The following is a 22,211-nucleotide window of genomic DNA, read 5'->3' on the forward strand; positions in this document are numbered from 1 at the left end:
TAACTCTCCACACCACTGTTCACAAATGCCAGTTCCCAGCCTTCCTGGGCCATAGCATTGATTTTTGAAGTTACTACGGCATCATTGGCCGCAATATTCTGAAAGCGGATCCCTCCCAGATTAAAGAAATTCAGCAGCTTGGTTTCCTCAAAATTCTTAATCCTGATGTCGCCTCTTTCCGATTTGTTGCGCTCATCATCTTCATCAGACCTTTTGGTGGTAAACTCCTTGAAATTTCGGGATTCTTCACTGCTAATCATACGGGAGCGTCCCATGCCTCCCGGCACAATGGATTCTACCACTGTAACAATTTTATATTCGGTCTTTTGGGCGAAGAGGAAGCCGCTAAAACACACTACCAAAACAATACTGAGGATTAATTTTTTCATGGTTCTTCAGGTTTAGAAATAGGACTAAATAATTTAAAAAATGAATATGCGAAGTGAGTTTTAGGGAAAATTTAACTACAATTTCAAATTTTAAATACCTGGCAATCAATTAAGCATAAAAGCAAAAGTTAATTATATGAAAGAACCAGAAGTATGATAATGGTCATTTTTTTACAGACATTGCTCCCCTACTTTTGGAGCAAATAGTTTGTCATGAAAAACATCTTAGTCGCTACAGATTTTTCCAGAGAGTCATATTGTGCTTTATACTATGCCACTGAACTTTACAGGAATGAGGAATGTACCTTCTCTATCACTAACTTTTACGGAAATGAGATAGAAACTTCTGTTTACAGCATCGTGAACGAAGAGGAGCTTGAGCAGCTTCCTAAATTAAAAGCAGCGTCTCAAACCCGATGTACAGAAGTGGTACATCGTATTACAAGGGATAACAAACAGCCCGCACATACATTTGAAACTAATATCTCAGATCAAAAACTTGCACATGCCCTTCCTGCCTTTGTTGTAAAAAAAGATATCGACCTTGTAGTTATGGGCACGCGGGGCCATTCCGGCACATTGGAAAGCCTTCTTGGCAGCAACACCAGCAAAGTAATAGAACAGGCAATTACCTGTCCTCTTCTGGTGGTTCCAAAAGAACTGGATTTTAAAGCACCTCGCAAAATTGTCTTCGCGACAGAATTAAAGAAAAAATTCAGTCATTCTTCTTTGGCTGAATTGAAAAAACTTGCGGTGAACTTCCAATCGAAAATTACCATTCTTTATGTTGGCGGGCGGGATTCTTTAGGCCAAAAACAAAAAGATAATTTGAACCACCTCAAAATGTTGTTGCAGGGAATAAAATTTGGGGTGGAATACCTTCCTTCTGATGAAGAAGTGTCCAAAGCGGTTTCAGCTTATGTAAAGGAGAATAAAATTCAGTTGTTAAGTATGGTATATTATCCTCATAATTTCACCCACACCATTTTCAGGGAACCCGTGATACGAAAAATAGACCAACATCTTGCATTTCCCTTTTTGGTCCTTCCGCAGAAAACAGAAGAATAAATTAAAAGAACACCCCCGAGAAAGGCTATACTCCCGAGTGTTCTTTTTCTGTTTTACTTTCCCGGATTTCCTGGGGAGCAACACTATTGGCCGGCCTGATGATTAACCTTAAATCCTGATTCCTGGTAAAGTATTCTATAGACCAGTTATAAAAGGTGCGAATCCTGTTTCTATAGTTAATCAGGGAAAAAAGGTGAATAAAAACCCACATAAACCAAGCTATGAATCCGCTGAAATGCAGTTTTGGCCTGGGAATATCTGCCACCGCCTTACTGCTGCCAATAATGGCCATAGAACCTTTGTCATTGTATTTAAAAGCCTTCGTGTCCTGAGAGTTTTCTATACGCCTGAAATTTTTTGCCAGGTTTTTACCCTGTTGTATTGCCACCTGTGCCAGCTGAGGGTGCCCTTCAGGAAAAGCAGGATCTGTACGCTGAATACAACAATCTCCTATGGCAAAGATATTTTCTAATCCTTCAACCTGGTTGATCTCATTTACCTTCAGGCGGTTTCCACGATCATAAGCTTCAGTTGGAATACCTTTAAAGATTAAACCAGTAACTCCCGTGGCCCAGATAAGATTTTTACTCCTGATGTACTTTCCATTTTTCAGACTTACTTTCTCACCATCATAATCTACAATACGGGTATTTAAAACCACATCCACCCCCATTTGTTTAAGGTTTTTCAGGGCATATTCCTGGCTTTTCTTGCTCATTGGGGAGAGCAGCTCGTTCCCACCATTAACTAAATAAATTTTTGCGCCTGAGCCTGCTAATTCAGGAAACTCCTTTCTTATGGTATTGTTCCGAAGTTCTGCGAACATTCCAGAAATTTCCACGCCGGTAGGTCCCCCGCCACCAATAACCATAGTGAGCCATGGCAGGCGCTCCTCTTTATCTTTGATACGGGAGGCAGCCTCAAGGCGCTGCAAAAGTATATTGCGCATACTAAGGGCATCCTCCAGGGTCTTCATAGGAATTGCATGTTCCTTCAGTTGTTCCAGTCCAAAAAAATTGGTTTTAGTACCGGTGGCCAGAACAAGGTAGTCGTAAGGCAGTTCTCCGTTATCCAGGATTATCTTTTTTTGTTGTGGAACCACCTCCTGCAGTTCGCCCATCCAGAAATGAAAATTTTCTTTTCCGCGGAAAAGATTACGGATAGGATAAGTGATGGAAGAAGGGTCCAGATAGCCGGTGGAAACCTGGTAGAGCAAAGGCGGAAAAAAATTATAATTGTTTTTGTCCACCAGGGTGATTTGAAATTGTGAATTTCCGGCAAGTGACCTTGCCAGGTTAATCCCGGCAAAGCCTCCACCAATAATTATTATTCTCTTTGGCATAGTCTTCTTCTTAAGCTGCCTTTAAATTAAAGGTTTTCAACAAAAAAGTAGCCGCAAGAATGAAAAATAGCACTTCTTTAAGACGGTTTTTAACAGCAGTTAAAGAATCGCTAAAGTAGTTGACCTTTATACTTCCTGTTCATCTTCAAAAATTTCTTCTATAGTAAGGTCAAACAACCTGGCAAACCGAAAAGCAAGGGGTAAACTGGGATCAAATTTGCCCTTTTCTATTGCATTTATAGTTTGCCTTGAAACACCCGTTTCGCTGGCGAGCTGGGCTTGCGTCAAATCTCTTTCTGCCCGCAACACTTTTAGCCTGTTTTTCATTTGTAACGGGAATTTGCAACAGCAATGGAAAATATATAACTAATCCCGATAAGGATCACCAGATAGGAAATTTCAGCATCAAAAGAAATAACATTAGTTACATCTAAAGTGGAGAAAGCCAGCCCTCCAACCACAGCTACACCTAAAGTGACACCCATGGCTTCCATGGAAATTTTGCGTTGCAGTTCATCCAGGTTTCTCAGGTATTTGACGTAATAAACCAGCATTCCCACTCCAGTAGCCAGGTTAACTAAAATGAACAGAATAGTAAGCGCCATATTGAAATCCCATAAACATCTGGCTCCAAAAGTTACCAAAGCAAGGCTCAGCACCCACGCGGCTGTCCATATTGCCAAATTTACAGTACTGCGCCTGCTTTCTGCACAACGACTATCATTTTGTGTTTTCATAGTAAAGTTATTTTGATTAAAAGTAAAGTTTCATTTACAAATATAGAGCTTTTTCTAATATGTAAAGCTTTATTTACATCTTTTATTAGAATTATAACTCTGCTGCCGCTGCTGTTAAACTTTCTATAAGCTGTTCAGCTTATTTTACTTATCTAAAAACTCCGCTTAATTTTGAAACAATATTTAAATTTTCCGGAAAATGGAGGAATGGATCAAAGCAGGTTTATGGGGCCTGTTCTCCGGCAGTGCCCTTATATTAGGTTCTCTGGTTGGGTATTACATAAAACTTTCTCAAAAAACAATCGCTATTGTTATGGGTTTTGGGGCAGGAGTGCTGGTATCGGCGCTGTGCTTTGAACTTATGGAAGAAGCTTACCTCCAGAGTGGATTAATTCCCACTTCTACAGGATTTATTCTTGGTGCCGCCATTTATTTTCTGGCCAACCTCTTTCTGGAGAAAAAGGGAGCAAAACACAGGAAACGTTCACAAGAACAACAACCTTCAGAACAAGAGGACGAGGGCAGCGGACTGGCTATAGCTTTGGGAGCATTATTAGACGGCATCCCCGAATCTATAGCTATTGGAATAAGTTTACTGGAAGGCGGGGCGGTAAGCGCGGCTACTGTGATTGCCATTTTTCTTTCCAACTTACCCGAAGGGCTTTCCAGTTCTACAGGGATGAAGAAAGCGGGAAGATCCAAACTTTTTATTTTTGGGGTGTGGGGCTGTATAGCAATAATTTCTGGATTGGCTTCTGTTATTGGTTACACGGTATTTAGCCAGTTGTCTGATGTTTTTATAGGAGCAACATTGGCTATTGCCGCTGGCGCGATACTAAATATGCTCTCAGCCACTATGATTCCCGAAGCCTTCGAAAAGGGGCATAATATTATTGGCCTGGTAACCGTGTTAGGTTTTTTGTCTTCTTTCCTGCTTTCCCACCTTTCTTAAAGGCAGGCATCTTTGCCAGCAAATACCGTCACAACATAATTCTGGAAAAGGCGAAAATTTACCCCCCTAAACTGCTAATTCCTTCTTCCGCTTCAGGAATAAAAACCCAATCTATTAAAAGAATTAATCCCTGGCGATCTTGAAACTGTAAGATGCAGGATCCTGCTCACTGTCCATTCTTACCAGTTTATCATTTTTAAAATAATAGTAGCCAAACCTGTCTGCTCCCCATCCATATTTGACCATATAGACAATCCACTGGCTGTCTTGAGATACCAGTTCTTCATATTTTGCAGATTTTCTGAAGTCATCTACAGACATGCCTATGTTAACATCCGGGGCTTTACTTGAATAACAGGAAATTAAAAGAATTGCTGATGCAATAGCGATAGTAGCGGTTTTGATATTCATGCTTACAAATTTGAAGATGAACCACAAGAACATTGCCAGAATTTTTATGCTGCCCATGCCAGCCATAGAAAAAGCGCATACCGTAAATTTTTTCCATAAAAAAAGCCCCCGCGTTTGCGGAGGCTTTAAGTACTCGGGACGGGACTTGAACCCGTACGAACGTTGCTGTTCATTGGATTTTAAGTCCAACGTGTCTACCAATTCCACCACCCGAGCATACACTAAGTTTAATAATTTAAGAACTTACAGAAGTCTGGATTTTGAATCCAGCGCGTAAAAACAAAACCCCAGACAAACCGGGGCTTATTTCTTTACTTTCAGAGCGAAAAACGGGATTCGAACCCGCGACCTCCACCTTGGCAAGGTGGCGCTCTACCAACTGAGCTATTTTCGCATTTTAATGAACTTCCCTTGTTTCCACAAGGCCACAAATATTAATTGCGGATGCAAATTTAAAACATTTTCAACAACAACAAAGAACTTTTTTAGAAAAATGCTAAAATTATCAGGCTCCTAATTCGGAGTCTGTTATAAACTGACTTAGTTCCTGTTCAGACCTCTACATTTGAAAAACAGAAGATCCGGAAATAATTTCAGGATGAGCTTCTTATTGTAAACTGACTTGTAAGAGGGGAGTACAATCGCCAATAGTCATTCTACCATCTTATCTTACATTCTCAATTGCCAATTGTTAACTCAGAAACTCAGGCTTTCACTTTCTGCTTACTTGCCAGCATCCTTTTGATCTCGTTCAGCTTCATTAAAGCTTCCACAGGCGTTAAGGTATCAATATCAATGTGCAGCAGTTCATCCCGCAATTCTTCCAGCAGCGGGTCATCCAGGTTAAAAAAACTCAGCTGCATTTCATCTTCAGCCGACTTCTTTAAGATCTCGCCGGAGTCTTCCATGGCATGGGATTTCTCAAGCTTTTGAAGGATCTTGTTGGCGCGGTGTAAAACCTGCTGCGGCATCCCGGCCATTCTCGCCACATGTATCCCAAAACTATGTTCGCTGCCCCCCGGCACCAGTTTCCGCAGAAAAAGCACGTTATCTTTCAACTCCTTTACCGATACATTAAAGTTTTTAATCCGCTCAAAGGTGTCACACATCTCGTTCAACTCGTGGTAATGCGTAGCGAAGAGTGTTTTTGGCCGGGCAGGATGCTCGTGCAGGTATTCGCTAATGGCCCAGGCAATAGAAATGCCGTCGTAAGTACTGGTCCCACGGCCAATTTCATCCAGCAGCACCAGGCTTCTTTTAGAAATATTATTAAGAATATTGGCGGTTTCGTTCATTTCTACCATAAAAGTAGATTCGCCCATAGAAATATTATCGCTGGCTCCTACTCTTGTAAAGATCTTATCCACCAGCCCAATATTAGCCGATTTTGCCGGCACGAAACTTCCCATCTGTGCCATAAGCACAATAAGTGCGGTTTGCCTTAAAATGGCCGACTTACCACTCATATTAGGCCCTGTAATCATAATAATTTGCTGGTTTTCCCGGTCCAGCTGCACGTTGTTAGTCACGTAATTTTCGCCTATGGGCAACTGCTTTTCGATTACGGGGTGGCGGCCCTCCTGTATATCCAGTTCGTAGTCTTCTTCAATTTCCGGCCGGCAGTATTTCTCCAGTTTGGCCTGCTGCGCAAAAGAGGCAAGGCAATCCAGTTGTGCCACCAACTGTGCATTTTGCTGCACCGGCTGGATATAATCGTTCATCCATAGCACCAGTTTTCCAAAGATTTCCTGCTCCAGTTGCAGTATTTTTTCTTCGGCACCCAGTATTTTCGCTTCATATTCCTTAAGCTCTTCGGTTATATAGCGTTCAGCGTTTACCAGGGTTTGTTTCCTGGTCCATCCCGCCGGCACTTTATCTTTATGGGTGTTGCGGACTTCAATATAATAACCATATACATTGTTGCTGCCAATCTTCAGGGAAGTTATTCCGGTTGCTTCACACTCTCGCTGGAGCATATTGTCCAGGTAATCCTTTCCTGAAAAGGCAATTTTCCGGAGCTCGTCCAGTTCCGCAGAGAAACCATTAGCGATTACATTCCCCTTTTGAACATTTACCGGCGCGTCTTCAGTAAGGCTCTCTTTAATTTTTGTCCTGAGGAGATCGCAACCCTGCAGGTTATCCCCTATTACTTTTAAAGCATCATTTTTACATCCTGAAGCTATTTTTTTAATAGGAATCACCGCATCCAGGGATTTTTTTAGCTGATTGACTTCCCGGGGCGTAACCTTGCCCGTGGCCACTTTGGAAATAAGCCTTTCCAGATCGCTTATCTCTTTGATGTGCTGCTGAATTTCAGCTAAAACCGGGGTATTCCCCAGCAGAAACTCTACCACTTCATGACGCTTCCTTATCTTTTCGGCATTTTTAAGCGGAAGGGCGAGCCAACGCTTCAGCAACCTTCCGCCCATGGGAGAAATGGTTTTATCAATAACGTCCAGCAAAGTTACCGCGTTCATGGCTGTGGAATTATACAATTCCAGGTTCCTGATGGTAAAGCGGTCCATCCACACATATTCCTCTTCAGCAATACGGCTAAGCGAAGTGATATGCTGAAGTTTATGATGCTGGGTTTCGGCTAAATAATGAAGGATCGCACCCGAGGCAACCACCCCTTCCTCCAGGTGTTCTACCCCAAAACCCTTTAAGGATTTGGTCTGAAAATGCGAGTTCAGGGTTTCTGAAGAAAAATCCTGCTTAAAAACCCAGTCTTCCAGGCAGAAGGTATGGAAATCTTCGCCGAAATCCCTGGAAAATTCCTTTTTGTATTTTTTCTGAATTAAAACCTCGCTGGGGCTAAAATTCTGAAGCAGCTTATCCACATATTCTGAAGTACCCTGTGAAGTAAGGAATTCCCCGGTGGAAACATCCAGAAAAGCAATCCCCAGGCTTTTTTTCCCAAAATGGATTGCGCAAAGAAAATTGTTGGATTTACTGCTTAGCACCTCATCACTTAATGCTACTCCCGGAGTTACCAGCTCTGTCACGCCCCTCTTCACTATCTTTTTGGTCATCTTCGGGTCTTCCAGCTGGTCGCAAATTGCCACCCGCTGTCCCGCTTTTACCAGTTTTGGCAAATAGGTATTCAGGGAATGGTGCGGGAAACCGGCAAGTTCACTTCTTTCGCCCCCGTTGTTACGGTTAGTCAACACAATATTTAAGATGCGCGCTGTCTTTACGGCGTCTTCCCCGAAAGTCTCATAAAAATCCCCTACGCGGAATAACAATAGGGCATCAGGATATTTTAACTTGATGCTGTTATATTGCTTCATTAAAGGGGTGACCTTCTGGGGTTTTTTAGCTGACAATTTTCCGGGATTTTAATTTAGGCTAATGTAAAGAAACACAAGTTTTAATAGAAAAGAAAGTAATTGAAGTTATCCAAATTTATCCACAGCTTTTGCATGGAGGAGCCAGTTCATTTATAATGAAATTAATACTAAAAATACCTGCGAATTGTATTGAAAAAGGAGCCGCAGGAATGCTGTAGCAAACTTTTCTGTTGCTGAATTTTTTATTTATTGAAGATGCTGCCCCCGCTTAGTAAAGCATATTTCTTAGAATACGGTCCATAGTGCATTCCAGCATAGTGTACTTATTATCTGAAAAGAAAACTTCCTGCATCTCCTTTTGAAGCTGAAGAATCTCTTTATAGGAATAATGATGAATGGCCACAGCATTTTGTATTTTGTCCAAACTTTCCTCCTCGGTATCCCCTGCAATTTCGTTTTGCATTTTCTCAAAAGTATCTTTATCTACTTTTGATCTTATAAGGCTCATTTCCTCCTCTGTCTTTACAGCATCCGCATTGGCACATAAAAGCAGGATGTACACCTGCAATTCCTTTTTTGTCCATCGTATTTTTTCTTTTTTCATACTTCTTCATTTAAACAATTATTATAGTCAGCACGTAATAAACCGAAATGATCAGCAGGATAAAAAGTCCCACCGCAAGAAATCGCAGGGAGCGGTTTACATTCATGAATTTGACGCTGGCGATTTTTGAATTTATGTAAACCTGTTGCCCCAGGTGGTCAAAAAGCTGGTCTTCATCCAGGCTTATGTCATAAAATGTCCTGCTGAAACTTTTAATATCCCCAAACCTGCTAATCACATCCCTGAAAAAAAATATATTTTTATCGTACTTACCCTCAATACGCGGCATAAAGCACCTGATGCTGTAATAAATCGAAAGAATCATGGAGAGGAACCATAAACCCAGCAAAAAATATATTGCCACTGCGTTCTCATTTACAAAATGGGAAAGGACAACATTTATATTCTGAAAGATAAAATTGAACAGGATTCCATAAAAAGAAAGAATAAGCCCGGCCTTAAGCTCAGAAGCTTTAATCAGGGAAGCCACATACGTGATGCTCCCCCAGTAATGGTCTATAAGATCATCGGTATGCTTATTTTTAACATGGGGGGCTACTTTAAATTCTTCCTCTGCCTTACTCATAAAATTAGATTTTTACATTTATCCCGGCACCTTTTGTACATAAACCGCCTCGCCTTTGCTTTATTTTTAAATTGAATAATGAAAATCGTATCCCGGACATCATGCTCCCTGCAACCTTCAGATAATTCCTTATACATAAATCATCATTTTTATTTGCTGAAAGATACTCTTCGCCGTCCTTTAAAGATCAAAGAAGTAGAAAAATGGGGATGGCTAATTTCTTTCAGTAATTCTGGCCTCAGAAATAAAATTAAAACTCCAACGTAGGGGATCTGGAAAATAACCTGCAGGCATGTTTATATGCGATCTGTTATTATTCTCCATATCTTTTGAAGACTTAATTGATACTGTAAATTATTATTCTAAAGAAGAATCTTTAAAACACAATTATTTCATTCCTAACCATTTACCCCTCAATATAATCAATACCAGCTTTATATTTAAAATTCTTTTCCAAAAAATGCAGGCAGCCTACGATTTAATTAAAACAGCACATAAATAAGAAGACAATCGACCATCACAATATTGCAGGCTCGCGTAAGAAAATGTGCAGGAGCAGGCTAGAGTATTTTAAGTTGAAATTCTATTGGGTGAGAAAGTTACTTCATAAAACCCGTCCTTTCGAGCCATTTTCAGCAGGACAAAGCTCGTAAGCAAATTGCGGGTCTAATCCTTTCTCTTTGCGATGGGAAACAAAGATCACCGCGGTTTCACTTTCAGCAGCAATAAGATTTGTTAACCGCACAATTTTTAGCGCGCTTTCGTCATCCAGTGCTGTGGTAGGTTCATCCAGGATCAGGAGCGGCGGATGTTTGATCATGGCCCGGGCAATGAGCAGCAGCCGCTGTTCCAGCAACGGCAATTTGGTAAAAACCTGCTTTTCCCGGTGTTCCAGGTTTAAGGTTTTGAGCCAGCTTCTGGCCAGTACCAGCTGTTTATCAGTAGGTTTTTGATAAAGCCCCACGCTGTCTACCAGCCCGGAAATCAGCATTTCCAGCGCAGTGTTTCTTCTGCTGAAAAGTTCGGTAAGGGATGGCGAAAAATAGCCGATTTTCTTCTTAATTTCCCAAACACTCTCTCCGCTGCCTTTTTTACTTCCGAACAATAACACATTTTCACCATAAGCCTTGGGATTATCGCCGTAAATCATGCTTAAAATGGTCGTTTTTCCCGAGCCGTTTGGGCCGGTGAGCTTCCAGAATTGTCCTTTTTTGACCTCCCAATTGATATTGGCCAATATTGGCCGGCCATCATAATTCACGCAAACATTTTCCAGTTTCAGCAATATTTTCGGAATGTTTCTAAATGCACCGGGAGCTTCGGGAATGTTATTAATGCCCGCTGGTTTTTCTTCGGAAACCGGATTGGCTGTAAATTCTTCAACTGGACAGACTTTACTGATTTCTTTATTCTCAATAAAAACAACCCGTTCTATAAAAGGCAAAAGATCTTCCTTTCTCCTAAAAACCTGGATTATTAAAGCCTCTTTTGAAATTTCCTGCAGCCTGGTTTTTAAATTCTCTACAGATTGCGCATCAAGATTATCGAAAAGACTGTCCAGAATTATATAATCGGGATTTTGCTTCAGTAGATAATCCAGCAAAGCTTTTCGCTTTTCCCCGCTGGAAAAAGTGCGCAAAGATCTTTTTCCTGCGCCAATCAATTCAGAAAAATCCCTTCGCCGGTCTTCCTCTATGAATTTCTTCAGTACTCTTTCAGAAAAAACCGCTCCTTTCCCTGATTGCAAGCTCTCAAATCCCGGGATTTTCTCCTCATTTTTTTGCAGCCACTGGCCATCTATAGAATAATTCGCTACATAAATTCCAATATGCTTCAAAATAACAGCATTTAAATTATTACGGTTCGGATCAGTTATAACTTCTTACTCTGATTTTCTCTCCTTTTAATCTTCTTCTTTAACTTTTTCATTCCCCAGAATTAAGACTTTTAAGCCAGGCATAAAAAAGTTCCGGCCATGATTCCAGTATTCTGTTGCCATTCCCAAGGGAAAAACCATGCCCGCCTTCGGGATAAATATGCATTTCTACCGGGATATTCTTATCCTTTACAGCTTTATAAAAAGCCAGTGAATTTTCCACGGGTACAACTTCATCATCTGTGGCATGAATTAGGAAAGTAGGCGGAGTTTTCTCCGAAACCCGCTGCTCGTTTGAGAATTTTGCCACCAACTCCTCGTCCGGAGTTTGTCCCAGCAGCGCATTTCTGGAGCCCATATGGGTAACATGTGCTTCCATGCTGATAACCGGATAAATGAGCGCCATAAAATCTGGTCGTGAATTGGCTGAATCTTCATTTTCAAAATGCGTTCCCAAAGTAGAAGCCAGGTGACCCCCGGCAGAAAAGCCAATCACGCCAACCTTCTGCCTGTTAATATTCCATTCGGCAGCATGTTCCCGCAACAGTTTCATCGCTTGTTGCGCATCCTGCAGCGGTGCCTCATAGCTCACTTTTACAGAAGCCGAAGATGGCAGGCGGTACTTCAGCACAATTCCGGCGATTCCTTTGGTATTCAGCCATTTTGCGATCTGGGTGCCTTCCCAGTCGAAAGCCAGGCCTTCATAACCCCCGCCAGGGCAAATAAGAACAGCCTGCCCCGTGGAAATACTTTTTGGCGGCAGAAAAACCTGAATTTCTGGTTGCTGTACCTGGCGTATCCAAAGAATATCACCTTTATCTGCTATTTCTTTTTCTTCCGAAGGTTTGGAATTTGGAACTCCCTGCGGCCATAACAGCAGCGTTTCATCTTGTGCCATTGCTGAAGTAATTTTTGCTAATATGAGTATTAAGATTAGAAGTTGCTTTTTCATTATTTTATAGTTGTGAGTTGTGGTTGTGGGTTGTTTGTTATTTTTAGTGAGGCAGGCAATTCAATACTGTCACTTATCAATTCCTAACCCAGATGATGCGAAAAGAAAACCGCCTCTCGCCTTCGCTCGAGGTGACACCCAGGATCATTGAAGCATCTTTTAACAGTTTGCGCCTGCAAACATTTGATTGTCCATTTTCCATTATTTATTGCTTATTGATACCCCGCTGCCTGCAAATTAAACAATTCCGCATACAGCTTATTATTTTTCATTAATTCTGAGTGCGTACCTATTTCCAGCACGGCACCATCTTTTAATACCATTATCCTGTCGGCAATTCTTACTGTACTAAATCGGTGGGAAATAATCACTGCGGTTTTACCTTGTGTCAACTCAATAAAACGTTGGAAAGCCTCAGTTTCTGCCCTTGCATCTAAGGCTGAAGTAGGTTCGTCAAGAATCAAAACTTCTGCATCCTTCATATAAGCCCGTGCAATGGCTATTTTTTGCCACTGCCCCCCTGAAAGGTCTTTCCCGTTTTTAAACCTCTTCCCAAGTTGTTGATTATAACCCAGAGGCATTTCTGCCACCACCTCCTGCGCGAGGCTTTTTTGTGCGGCGCTATCTAAACGCTGCTGGTCATTAATCTCCTGAATTTCGCCCATAGCGATATTTTCCCGCAGGGTAAGTTCAAATTTTACAAAATCCTGAAAGATCACTCCAAAATACTGCTGGTAAGCTGCCTGGTTATATTTTTTAACCGGAATACCGTCCAGTAAGATTTCTCCTTCGGTAGGTTCATAGAAACGCAACAGCAGTTTAATTAATGTAGTTTTCCCGGCTCCGTTTTCTCCCACAAAAGCCAGTTTCTCTCCTGCCCTTAATTCAAAATTAATGTTTCTTACCACCCATTTTTCAGATTTAGGATACTTAAAACCCACGTTCTTAAATTCGAAGCCGCTGCTGATCTTTTCTGGCAGAGGTAAGTTTCCTTCAGAATTTTTTTCAGCAAAAGAAAGATCGAGAAATTCGAAATAATCCTGAAGGTATAGAGCGCTTTCAGTGATGGCCGTAAAACGGGTGAAAAAACCCTGTAATTTTGACCTTAACCTGTTAAAGGACCCCGATAGGAACGTAAGGTCTCCTATAGAAAGCGCGCCTGCCACTGTCCTGAAAATAATAAAAACATAGGCGCCATAATAAGCGGAAGTTCCAATAATATTAAAAAAAGAGCCCCAGCCGGCACGCTGTTTCGCGAGCTTTTTACTTTGAGTATAATATTTATCTGATAGGCCTTTAAACCTCTTTGCGAGGTAATCTGAAAGGCCAAAAAGTTTTACCTCCTTCGCAGTAACGTCGCTGGCACCGGCATAACGTAAATAATCCAGCTCCCGCCGCTCCTGTGTCCAGCTGCGGGCAAGCGAATAACTGGTGCCGCTAAATTTAATTTCGTTTATTAGCGTTGGTACGATAGATACCACCAGCAATACAATAAGCCAGGGTTCAAAAGCCACTACCCCGCCAAGCAGGGATAAAATAACCACAATATCTTCTCCCTGGGTAAGGATGTTAGACATAAGTCCAACCCGGCCGGTGGTTTGCTGCCGCGCCCTTTCCAGCTTATCGTAAAATTCGGAATCCTCCAGCTGGTCCAGGTTGATTTCTGAAGTCTTTTTAATGATCCTTACAGAAGTATCTATGGAATACTGGTCTCCCAGTAAGGCATCACTCAGATTTATTCCGCGGCTAATCAAATCTGACAGAATTGCCAGGGCAAATTCAGCTGCCACCAAAATCCAAAGCCGATCCAGTTCTTTTTCTTCCGTAGAAATCTGCAGCAGCACCTCATCAATTATCAATTTTCCTACATAAAGAATAAGTACGGGGAGGGCGGCATTAATAATCCTGCAAATTACATTAGTGTAAAACAGCAAGGGATTAACTTTCCGTATCTCTCTAAAAAATCTCGGAACAAATTTCAGAGAGGCAAAACTTTCCCTAAAATTGATTTTATTAGGTTCTATGGATTTCTTTTTACGAGGCAAAAGCAGAATTTTTAACGCAAGTTAAGAAGGAAAATTCAAACCTTTCTGTCAAAATCTAAATACTACATTATCAATCTTATAAGAATTTTCCTTCAGAAAGTTACCGCCTCTAATTTTTCCTCAGAAACCAAAGTTATTTAACTGAAAATCAAATTATTAAAATCTTGCTAAATATTCATAAAAAAACTTTAACACGACCTTTAGTCGAACTTACTTGCATTTAATCGATTTTTATCGCTATTTGCACCCGATTTGAAGGCGTACATTTCTGACAATTAGCACCTACCCCCTGTTGTTATTTTAAAGGCAACGGGAATTCTCAGAACCATTGAAACTCCTTGAAATCCAAAAATATTGTTAAAAAAAACGGTCTTAACGGACCGGAAAGTGAAAGATTAATGAAAATGATGTCGCCCCGATTCTTTGCCGGAAAAGCTGTATGGTTTACCGCTTTTTCTCTTTTTAGCATTTTATTCCATTCCTGTTCACCCGATGAAGGACTAATAACAGAAAGCACCTCTGCTGAAGAAGATTATAGCCCCGGAAAAACTTATAAAGGAATTTTTGCCACTTACAATTCTAAATACCGTGGAACCTTCCAACTTGAGGTATCAGAATCTACCTTTGAATATGAAAAGTCCGATTATCATGCCAATGCTGTTCTAACCGTTCAAACGGGAAAGACTTACACCGCGAAATTTATACGCGCTGAAGAAGTAAGTAAAAGCAGTAATTTTAAATTAACTTTTGACTCGGAAGATTTTTCCTTTGTTTTTTCACTAGATGCCAATAATAAGCCGGTTTTTAAAGAGGTGGTATTTAAAAATGAACAAGGAGCTATGATTGCCGCCGAAGAAACTGAAAACAAAACCATCATCCCAATTACCGGAACTTATAAGTGTACCAATTGCCAGGAAAAGGATTCCATAAACGGCGTGCCTCTTAATAACGAGGAAAGGACTTTTAATATGATGCTCACCACCGAAGATGGCAGCAGCAGTATGACCATCCAGGCTTCCCTTGGAATTCTGGTGGACAATGAGGTAATCGTAGAAAAAAGCTGCACTACTGTTGGTGAGTATACTACGTGCGAATTCTCGAACGGAATCTATGGCAGTAATGAACCCGTAACCTGGACAGGAATGCACCGCTATAAAACTGTAACTACAGATACTTCTTCTGCATGTTCCAGTGTCTCCGGACATATAAGCTTTGAGTCTGCTGAAGCAGGTATTATTGAAGGTGATTTTTCCAGTGACAGCACCTGTCCGGAAGATTAGTCACTCCCCGAGTGTAGCCTGGGAAAGGGGCTGGATTTGATTCAGCTTCTTTTTTCAGGCTTTTTTCTATTCTTCAATAAGTGCAACCAATAATTCCTGAAGCTCTTTACGAGGATAAACCTTCCCCGATTTCACCACCGCAAATATATCCTGCAGATTCCTGATATCTTTCAGCGGATTACTGTTCAGCAACAAAAGATCTGCCGCTTTTCCGCGGGAAATATCACCGTATTTATCCAGAACATCAAAAAATTCAGGCCCATTAATTACAGAAGTTGTCAGAGCTTCCTGCGGACTTAATCCTGCAGCTACCAGTGCTGCCAGTTCCTTTTGAAGCGATTCGCCAGCATAAACAAAAGAATTAAACGCCCCGCTATCTGAACCCGCCAAAATCTTTACGCCGGCATCCTGCATAGGCCGGATCATTGCAGCACTTATTTTTTCCATTTTTTCCCTCATCTGGCTACCTGAGGCCTTTGCTCTTTTGGCTCATTCAATCCGGCCCTGGTAGGTTTCCTGTATTCCTTTTCCAATAAATGGAAGCAAGGTATCCCGGGTATGATCTACCTCCAGGATTTCTGCCAGGGTTTTACCTATGTATAAAGTAGGGGTTATAAAAACCTCGTTTTCTTCCATTTTTGAAAAAACTTTCCCGGCCAGTTCTGGGTCATAAGTATCAATAAGTGTTTCCATCATTCCGTATCCCAGGTCTAATTCCGTAAGGCTATCTGCCACGGGGGAACATGCTTTTAAGGGATAATACATATGCTCTGCCCCATCCAGGCCAAGATTTACCGCTTTCAGGAAATCTGCCGCCAGGGGCATATGCCCTGTGGTCTTTAATCCCCGTTTCTCCGCTTCGCTTATAATTCCTTAGTAAGACTCAGGAGAAAGGCTCCCGTCATACATTTTTACATAATCCACGCCTAATTCCTGAAGAGAATCCAGGGCGGCTTTAATTTCTTCCTGGTTGGTGACCGGTATAGAGCCCGGCCAGGCAGGATTTCGACCGTCCAGCTTTGGCCCGGAAGTAAAAATAGTGGGGCCTGCAATCTTATTTTCGGCTATAGCCTTCCGCCATTTAAGGACTGAAGGAGTAATATCGCCCCCGGCATCCCTTACCGTGGTGATGCCATAGGCCAGGAACAACGGAAGCAGGTTTTTGTTTTCTTCAACAAGGGAATCTCCACCTCTAAAATGCACATGCATATCCCAAAGGCCCGGCATTACAAATTTCCCTTCAGCATCAAGTATTTCCTTCGCCCTGTATTCTTCCAGGTTTGCCGCATCATCAATATGGCTTATACTGCCTCCGTTAACAAGAATAAGCTGATTTTCCTTCAGCTCCCCCGATTTTACTTCTACTATATTAACATTGGAAATAAGCAAATCGTAGCCTGGTTCATCTTCATCTGTGCATGAAGCAGCAAGAAAAACCACCAGGTAAAAAAATACCAGCTTCAATGTCCTGCCATCAATTATAGGATTTTCCATGTATAAAACATTATTGGGATTGGCCTGGAATTATGGTTGTTTAGTTTCTTCTTCAGAAACCTCTTTCATCAGCTCTTCTATTCCCCTTTCCAATTGCTGGTCCCTTCCTTCAGAAATAATTTCTGGCATATTTCTTACTATAATATCTGGTTCGGTTTGCTTGTTTTCCATCCAGTCCCCGGCCATATCCCGTGCACTTACGGGTACTATTCCCCAGCGAGTGCCATCTGCCAAAGTTTCCCACCCGGCAAAACTGCAGGTCCCGGGAACCGGCATACCTACTGTTTTACCAATATTAAGAGCTTCGTAGCTACTGGCGTAACAGCTCCCGTCTGAATACATACTTTCATTGTACAAAGAAAGGGTTGGTTTTGTCCAGCGGGAAGTGGGTTCTCCCCCCACATCTTTGGCAGCCGTGGCGTAGGTAATAAAAGGTGTACCTGTAAAGAAAGCAGCAAGATCTGCCACCAAATCCCCGCCTCCATTAAACCTGGTATCAATAATCACCGCTTTTTTATCAAAATATTTACCCATCATATCTTCATATATTGAACGGTATGGACCGTCTGCCATGCCCGGGATATGAACATAACCTAACTGGCCATCGCTTTCTGCATCCACCTCTTCTTCATTAATTCTTACAAAGCGCTCGTAGAGAAGGTTCCTTTCTTCATTAAGGCCAATGGGTTTTACAGTGATTTGTTTATGTTCTTTAGTCTCAGAGTCAACAAGTTCCAACAGCACAAATTTACCGGCCTTGCGATTTAAATACCTGGCCACATCCTTATCTGCGGCAATAGCCTCCCCATCGATGCTTTTAATAATCATCCCCGGCTCTACATTAAATTCAGCCTTATCCAGCGGGCCTCCCTGCAGCACTTCTGTAATAAGGATCCCGTTTCCATTATAATCATAATCCATAAATAGTCCCAGGGAAGCAGTTTCATCTCCGTTTTCCATATCACTGCTATACCTTGCACCGGAATGTGAAGCATTTAGTTCTCCAAGCATTTCCGAAAGCATTTCAGCAAACTCATAGGAATCGCCTATATGAGGAATGTATTTTTTGTACTCGATATACAGGCTGTCCAGGTTTTGACCATGAAAGGTTGGTTCATAAAAAACATTTTTTGCCCTGTTATAAACATGGTCAAACATGCTTTCGCGTTCGGCAACTTCATCATACATCATTTCCCCTGAAACCCTGATACTTTCAGACTTACCTCCTGAAAGATCCAGTTTTGAAATCTTTCCTTCACTTAGCAGGTAGAGATTTTCCTTCTCTTTATCCCAGCTTAACGTTCCCCTACGGGTATTCAGCTTAATGATCATCTTTGTTTCCCTGGTTCTAAGATCGGTTTCCCAAAGGTTCATTTTATCTTCAAATTCGGCCAGGTAGTAAAGTTTTTCAGCATCTTTAGAAAGCACAGCATCACTAAGGGAACTGGAATGGATGGTAAGCTTCGCCTTTCTCTCCTTAAGACCATCCCAGTCAATTTCAAGAGGTTTTTCTTTTTTGTCCTTTTTCTTTTCTGAAATGCTGTCCGGACTGTTTGCCTTTTCAATTTCCTTCATTAATTTATAATCCTCTTCGCTCATGTTGAATTTATCCCATGCATCCTGGGTAAAGAACATGCTGTACACATCTTCTTCTGTCCTTCCACTGGTGGCATAACTTTTAAGGCCGTTCCTGTTACTAAACCAGATCATTTGCCTGCCTTCATTGGTCCATTTTGGATAGGAATCATCATAACCGCTTTCCGTGAGATTAACTCTCCTGCCTCCATTGGCGGCCAGCAGCAAAATTTCACTGTTGTTAAGAGACTTGTTCCAGTCTACCAAAAGCCACTTACTATCCGGGCTCCAGGTAAAATATTTATCCCCATCCCTCATGGTGAAAAGATCGGCAGGGGTAAGAAGGTCAGTAGTTTTTCCAGATTGCATATCCTTTACCCTAAGGGTGCGGCGGTCTGCAATAAAAGCCAGTTTTTTACCATCGGGAGAAAAAGAGGGCAGGTAGCTGTCGGTTTCATTATCTACCAACACCTCTTCATTTAAAAGCGTAGAGGCATAAAAGAATGGTTCCTCTTCCCTCTTTTTGGTGGATTTATAAATATTCCATTTCCCATCACGTTCACTGGCATAGACTACGGCCTTTCCATCTGGCGTAAAGGTTACGAAACGCTCCTGCTCAGGAGTGCTGGTAATCCTTTTGGTTAGGGAACCGTCTACAGAGGTTACAAAAACTTCTCCCCTGGCGATAAAAGCAATCTCCTTTCCCCCGGGAGCAATCGCCATTTCGTCTACTCCACCATTTATGCTAATGTACTTATCGGGATTATTTTCTGCCTGGGTGCGAATATTCACATTCACCTTTTTCGGCTCCTGCCCCTCCACCATAGTGTATAATTCCCCATCATATCCAAAAGCCATGGTTCCGTTGCCATAACTCAGGAACCGGACCGGGAAAGTGTCAAAACTGGTTAATTGTTCCTGCTCTTTGGGATTGGCAAGGGATAGTTTAAATACATTAAAATTACCGCTTTGCTCACTTAGATAATATAGTGACTGTTCATCTTCAGAAAAAACCGGCTGCCGGTCTTCCCCTTCAAAATCAGTAATTTTTTTGTAATCTCCTGTACGGGTATTGTAGCTCCAGATATCTCTTGTTATGGCAGAAATATGATGCTTACGCCATTCATTCTCGTAGCCTTTCTTATCATGATAAACCAGCAGATTGCCGTCTTTGCTTACCTGTACATCTTCAGCAGGTACGGTAAAGACTTGATCTACCCTTCCACCGGTTATCGGCACTGAATATAATTCTGGCTGCGAAGAAGTAGGAAACTGCCGGTGGCTTGCCAGGTCCTGCCGCACCCCTCCAAAGATCACGCTTTTATCATCTGCGGAAAAACTATAGGGATTTTCATCATTACTATGGAATGTAAGCCTTTCTGCAGGGCCGCCAAGGGCATCCATAATGAAAACGTCAAAATTGCCATACCGGTTTGAAGCGAATGCTATTTTACTCCCGTCGTTACTCCAAACGGGCATATAATCGTGGGCTTCATGAAATGTTAATTGCTGCGCATCTCCCCCATCGGCTGGAACCCGATAGAGATTGCCTTTATAAGTAAAAACAATGGTTTTACCATTGGGGGAAATTTTTTGATACCGGATCCATTTTGGTGAAACCTGGGCACAAAGCGAAGCCATAGCTGCAAATAAAAGCAGCGTGGTTAAAATATTTTTCATCTTTTGAAAATTGATAAAGTAGCTGGAATTATTAATAAAAATATTCCTTCAAAGATGCTAAAAAAAGATGAAGATTAGAAGCTGCCCCAGCATTTGGCCGGTAATTTCAGGATACTGCAATCTTCATAAAATATTTCATTCTCCAATTGAGAATATCTAATTTTACACCATGGAAAACCGTAAACTTAAAAACAGTGAGCTGGAGAGAAAGTCTGTTGAAGAATTTAAAGAAGCCAAAAAAACCCCAATTATCGTTATTCTGGACAATATCAGAAGCCTGAATAATATTGGCTCTGTCTTTAGAACCGCTGATGCTTTCCTGATTGAAAAAATCTATCTCTGCGGTATCACTGCCCGCCCCCCGCATAAGGATATTCAAAAAACCGCTCTTGGCGCTACCGAAACAGTCGATTGGGAGTATACTGAAAACACTCTTGATGTGGTAAAGCGGCTTCAGAAAGAAAAGGTTAAAGTTTTTTCTGTGGAACAGGCCGAAGGTGCCGTTATGCTAAATGACTTTCAACCTGAAAAAGGGGAAACCTGCGCGGTGGTTTTTGGAAATGAGGTAAAAGGCGTGCAGCAGGAAGTGGTTACGGCCAGTGATGGAATTATCGAAATCCCGCAGCTGGGCAGCAAACATTCGCTCAATATAGCCGTAAGTACCGGTGTGATTTTATGGGATCTGTTTGTAAAGATTTCGTCCCATACTTCCCGAAATTCTTATTTTTCCCATTAAGGTTTTAACGCATCATCTATTTCTCCAAGCAAAGCCAGGTAATCCCTGCGGTTGTTCACAAAATCTTTATCTGAAATATCGATGATCTGTACCTTCATACCTGTTTGGGATTTAATAAAACTCAGGTAAGACTGGTTGATCTCCACTAAATATTCTGCCTTGATATTCTGCTCATAATCGCGGCCACGCTTTTTGATATTTTCCAGCAGGCGTTCGGTATTTTGGTACAGGTAAATATATAACTCCGGTTTTACCAGTTCTTTATACATAAGATGAAAAAGCTTGTGGTAAAGCAAATATTCATCTTCCTGCAGGGTGATTTTGGCAAAAATAAGCGATTTGAACACATCGTAATCTGAAATTACAAAATCCTTAAATAAATCATATTGCGCCAGGTCGTCAGAAAGTTGCTGGTAACGATCGGCCAGGAAAGACATTTCCAGCGGAAAGGCGTACCGTTCCTTACTTTCGTAAAATTTTGGCAAAAACGGGTTATCTTTAAAGCGCTCCAGGATAAGTTTCGCGTTAAAATCCTGGGAAACCATGGTGGAAAAACTGGTTTTCCCGGCTCCTATATTTCCTTCAACCGCGATGTAGTTGCAGTTTACAAAATTATAGGTATGCTGTGGCGACTTTAGATCCTCAGCAATACGATGTATTTCAGAAGTATCTTTTGTTTCTTTCAGTAATTGAGAAGTGCTCTTTTTTAAAACCGGATGAATTTCCTTTGCTGCAATATCCTGTAAAGGCTGCAATACAAATTTTCGGTTTTGCATTTCTGGATGCGGTACTTTAAGATATTTGGTTTCTATAACCTCATCTTCAAAAAGCACAATATCGAGGTCCAGTGTACGATTTTGGTAATTTTTGGAACCGCTTCGGTTACGTCCCATTTCAGTTTCAATCTGCAGCAGTTTCCGCAGCACTTCTTCCGCAGAAAACCGGGTAGAAACACTAACGCAGGCGTTTAGAAATTCATTTCCCTCAAAACCCCAGGCCGGAGTTTTATAAATTCCGGAAATTTTAAGGATATCGCCAACCTCTGTATAAAGCAGGTTTACAGCTTTTTGTAAAATAACAAATCGTTCGCCAACATTGCTTCCCAGCGCAATATGTACTATTTTAGGGGCATTCAACTTAAAAGAAAAATTTATAGGACAGGTGAAAAATTTCACAGCAAATTAAGCAAAACAA

Annotated in this window: 20 protein-coding genes and 2 tRNA genes; 4 read left to right on the top strand and 18 right to left on the bottom strand. The window is 41.5% G+C overall.

Translation table 11 applies throughout. The features are described 5' to 3' along the window. Window positions 1-389: hypothetical protein (locus RM553_RS13180; protein WP_311535409.1), on the bottom strand; the 389-nt coding region annotated here is incomplete at its 3' end. A gap of 213 nt (window positions 390-602) precedes the next feature. Here RM553_RS13180 and RM553_RS13185 point away from each other — a divergent pair. Beyond that, window positions 603-1,457 carry a universal stress protein gene (locus RM553_RS13185; protein WP_311535410.1) on the top strand — a complete coding sequence of 285 codons (855 nt, stop codon included), beginning with the start codon at window positions 603-605 and terminating at the stop codon, window positions 1,455-1,457. A 25-nt stretch (window positions 1,458-1,482) separates the two neighbouring features. Here RM553_RS13185 and RM553_RS13190 read toward each other — a convergent pair whose 3' ends face one another. The 3 genes from RM553_RS13190 to RM553_RS13200 all read right to left on the bottom strand — a co-directional run bounded on the left by RM553_RS13190 (window position 1,483) and on the right by RM553_RS13200 (window position 3,536). Next, window positions 1,483-2,799 (bottom strand): NAD(P)/FAD-dependent oxidoreductase, encoded by a 1,317-nt coding sequence (locus tag RM553_RS13190; RefSeq protein WP_311535411.1) that lies wholly within the window; start codon window positions 2,797-2,799, stop codon window positions 1,483-1,485. A 126-nt stretch (window positions 2,800-2,925) separates the two neighbouring features. Further along, window positions 2,926-3,126: a helix-turn-helix transcriptional regulator gene (locus RM553_RS13195; protein ID WP_311535412.1), complete on the bottom strand. Its 201-nt coding sequence runs from the start codon at window positions 3,124-3,126 to the stop codon at window positions 2,926-2,928. Beyond that, the gene (locus RM553_RS13200) at window positions 3,123-3,536 is read right to left on the bottom strand and encodes a hypothetical protein (protein WP_311535413.1); all 414 of its coding nucleotides are present in this window, start codon (window positions 3,534-3,536) and stop codon (window positions 3,123-3,125) included. Before RM553_RS13200 ends, RM553_RS13195 begins: the two co-directional genes overlap by 4 nt. A 199-nt stretch (window positions 3,537-3,735) precedes the next feature. On the opposite strand from RM553_RS13200, the gene RM553_RS13205 reads away from it, so the two are divergent. Beyond that, complete coding sequence (locus RM553_RS13205; protein ID WP_311535414.1) at window positions 3,736-4,488, top strand: ZIP family metal transporter; 753 nt, start codon at window positions 3,736-3,738, stop codon at window positions 4,486-4,488. Between the two features lie 123 nt (window positions 4,489-4,611). Here RM553_RS13205 and RM553_RS13210 read toward each other — a convergent pair whose 3' ends face one another. From RM553_RS13210 to RM553_RS13250, 9 genes are all read right to left on the bottom strand, one after another. Beyond that, on the bottom strand, window positions 4,612-4,899 hold the full coding sequence (locus RM553_RS13210) for a hypothetical protein (RefSeq protein ID WP_311535415.1): 288 nt from the start codon (window positions 4,897-4,899) through the stop codon (window positions 4,612-4,614). A gap of 130 nt (window positions 4,900-5,029) precedes the next feature. Continuing rightward, window positions 5,030-5,115: transfer RNA gene (locus tag RM553_RS13215), tRNA-Leu, on the bottom strand. Between the two features lie 105 nt (window positions 5,116-5,220). Next, window positions 5,221-5,293: transfer RNA gene (locus tag RM553_RS13220), tRNA-Gly, on the bottom strand. A 310-nt stretch (window positions 5,294-5,603) separates the two neighbouring features. Then, complete coding sequence (gene mutS, locus RM553_RS13225; RefSeq protein ID WP_432271465.1) at window positions 5,604-8,189, bottom strand: DNA mismatch repair protein MutS; 2,586 nt, start codon at window positions 8,187-8,189, stop codon at window positions 5,604-5,606. A gap of 268 nt (window positions 8,190-8,457) precedes the next feature. After that, window positions 8,458-8,793 carry a hypothetical protein gene (locus tag RM553_RS13230; protein WP_311535417.1) on the bottom strand — a complete coding sequence of 112 codons (336 nt, stop codon included), beginning with the start codon at window positions 8,791-8,793 and terminating at the stop codon, window positions 8,458-8,460. Between the two features lie 10 nt (window positions 8,794-8,803). After that, window positions 8,804-9,379 (bottom strand): Pycsar system effector family protein, encoded by a 576-nt coding sequence (locus tag RM553_RS13235; RefSeq protein ID WP_311535418.1) that lies wholly within the window; start codon window positions 9,377-9,379, stop codon window positions 8,804-8,806. Window positions 9,380-9,983: 604 nt separating this feature from the next. After that, window positions 9,984-11,216: an ATP-binding cassette domain-containing protein gene (locus RM553_RS13240; protein ID WP_311535419.1), complete on the bottom strand. Its 1,233-nt coding sequence runs from the start codon at window positions 11,214-11,216 to the stop codon at window positions 9,984-9,986. An 88-nt stretch (window positions 11,217-11,304) separates the two neighbouring features. After that, window positions 11,305-12,207 (bottom strand): alpha/beta hydrolase, encoded by a 903-nt coding sequence (locus RM553_RS13245; RefSeq protein WP_311535420.1) that lies wholly within the window; start codon window positions 12,205-12,207, stop codon window positions 11,305-11,307. A gap of 212 nt (window positions 12,208-12,419) precedes the next feature. Continuing rightward, window positions 12,420-14,252 carry an ABC transporter ATP-binding protein gene (locus tag RM553_RS13250; RefSeq protein ID WP_311535421.1) on the bottom strand — a complete coding sequence of 611 codons (1,833 nt, stop codon included), beginning with the start codon at window positions 14,250-14,252 and terminating at the stop codon, window positions 12,420-12,422. Window positions 14,253-14,656: 404 nt separating this feature from the next. Here RM553_RS13250 and RM553_RS13255 point away from each other — a divergent pair, with 404 nt between their 5' ends. Then, window positions 14,657-15,532 carry a hypothetical protein gene (locus tag RM553_RS13255; RefSeq protein ID WP_311535422.1) on the top strand — a complete coding sequence of 292 codons (876 nt, stop codon included), beginning with the start codon at window positions 14,657-14,659 and terminating at the stop codon, window positions 15,530-15,532. Window positions 15,533-15,598: 66 nt separating this feature from the next. On the opposite strand, the gene RM553_RS13260 is transcribed toward RM553_RS13255, so the two are convergent. Genes RM553_RS13260 through RM553_RS13275 form a run of 4 tightly spaced genes read right to left on the bottom strand, consistent with a single transcriptional unit; the run spans window position 15,599 to window position 20,281 of the window. Further along, complete coding sequence (locus RM553_RS13260) at window positions 15,599-15,979, bottom strand: amidohydrolase family protein (protein ID WP_311535423.1); 381 nt, start codon at window positions 15,977-15,979, stop codon at window positions 15,599-15,601. A gap of 42 nt (window positions 15,980-16,021) precedes the next feature. After that, on the bottom strand, window positions 16,022-16,357 hold the full coding sequence (locus RM553_RS13265; RefSeq protein ID WP_311535424.1) for a hypothetical protein: 336 nt from the start codon (window positions 16,355-16,357) through the stop codon (window positions 16,022-16,024). A gap of 48 nt (window positions 16,358-16,405) precedes the next feature. Continuing rightward, entirely contained in the window at window positions 16,406-17,026 is a 621-nt protein-coding gene (locus tag RM553_RS13270) for an amidohydrolase family protein (protein WP_311535425.1), read from the bottom strand. A gap of 30 nt (window positions 17,027-17,056) precedes the next feature. Then, complete coding sequence (locus RM553_RS13275) at window positions 17,057-20,281, bottom strand: S41 family peptidase (RefSeq protein WP_311535426.1); 3,225 nt, start codon at window positions 20,279-20,281, stop codon at window positions 17,057-17,059. A 169-nt stretch (window positions 20,282-20,450) separates the two neighbouring features. On the opposite strand from RM553_RS13275, the gene RM553_RS13280 reads away from it, so the two are divergent. Beyond that, a complete protein-coding gene (locus RM553_RS13280; protein ID WP_311535427.1) occupies window positions 20,451-21,017 on the top strand; it encodes an RNA methyltransferase in 567 nt (188 codons plus the stop codon). Here RM553_RS13280 and folK read toward each other — a convergent pair. After that, complete coding sequence (folK, locus tag RM553_RS13285) at window positions 21,014-22,153, bottom strand: 2-amino-4-hydroxy-6-hydroxymethyldihydropteridine diphosphokinase (RefSeq protein ID WP_311535428.1); 1,140 nt, start codon at window positions 22,151-22,153, stop codon at window positions 21,014-21,016. The genes RM553_RS13280 and folK overlap by 4 nt on opposite strands. Between the last annotated feature and the right edge of the window lie 58 nt (window positions 22,154-22,211).

Origin of the sequence: Autumnicola tepida, assembly GCF_031846485.1 — a bacterium.
GTDB lineage: Bacteria > Bacteroidota > Bacteroidia > Flavobacteriales > Flavobacteriaceae > Autumnicola > Autumnicola tepida.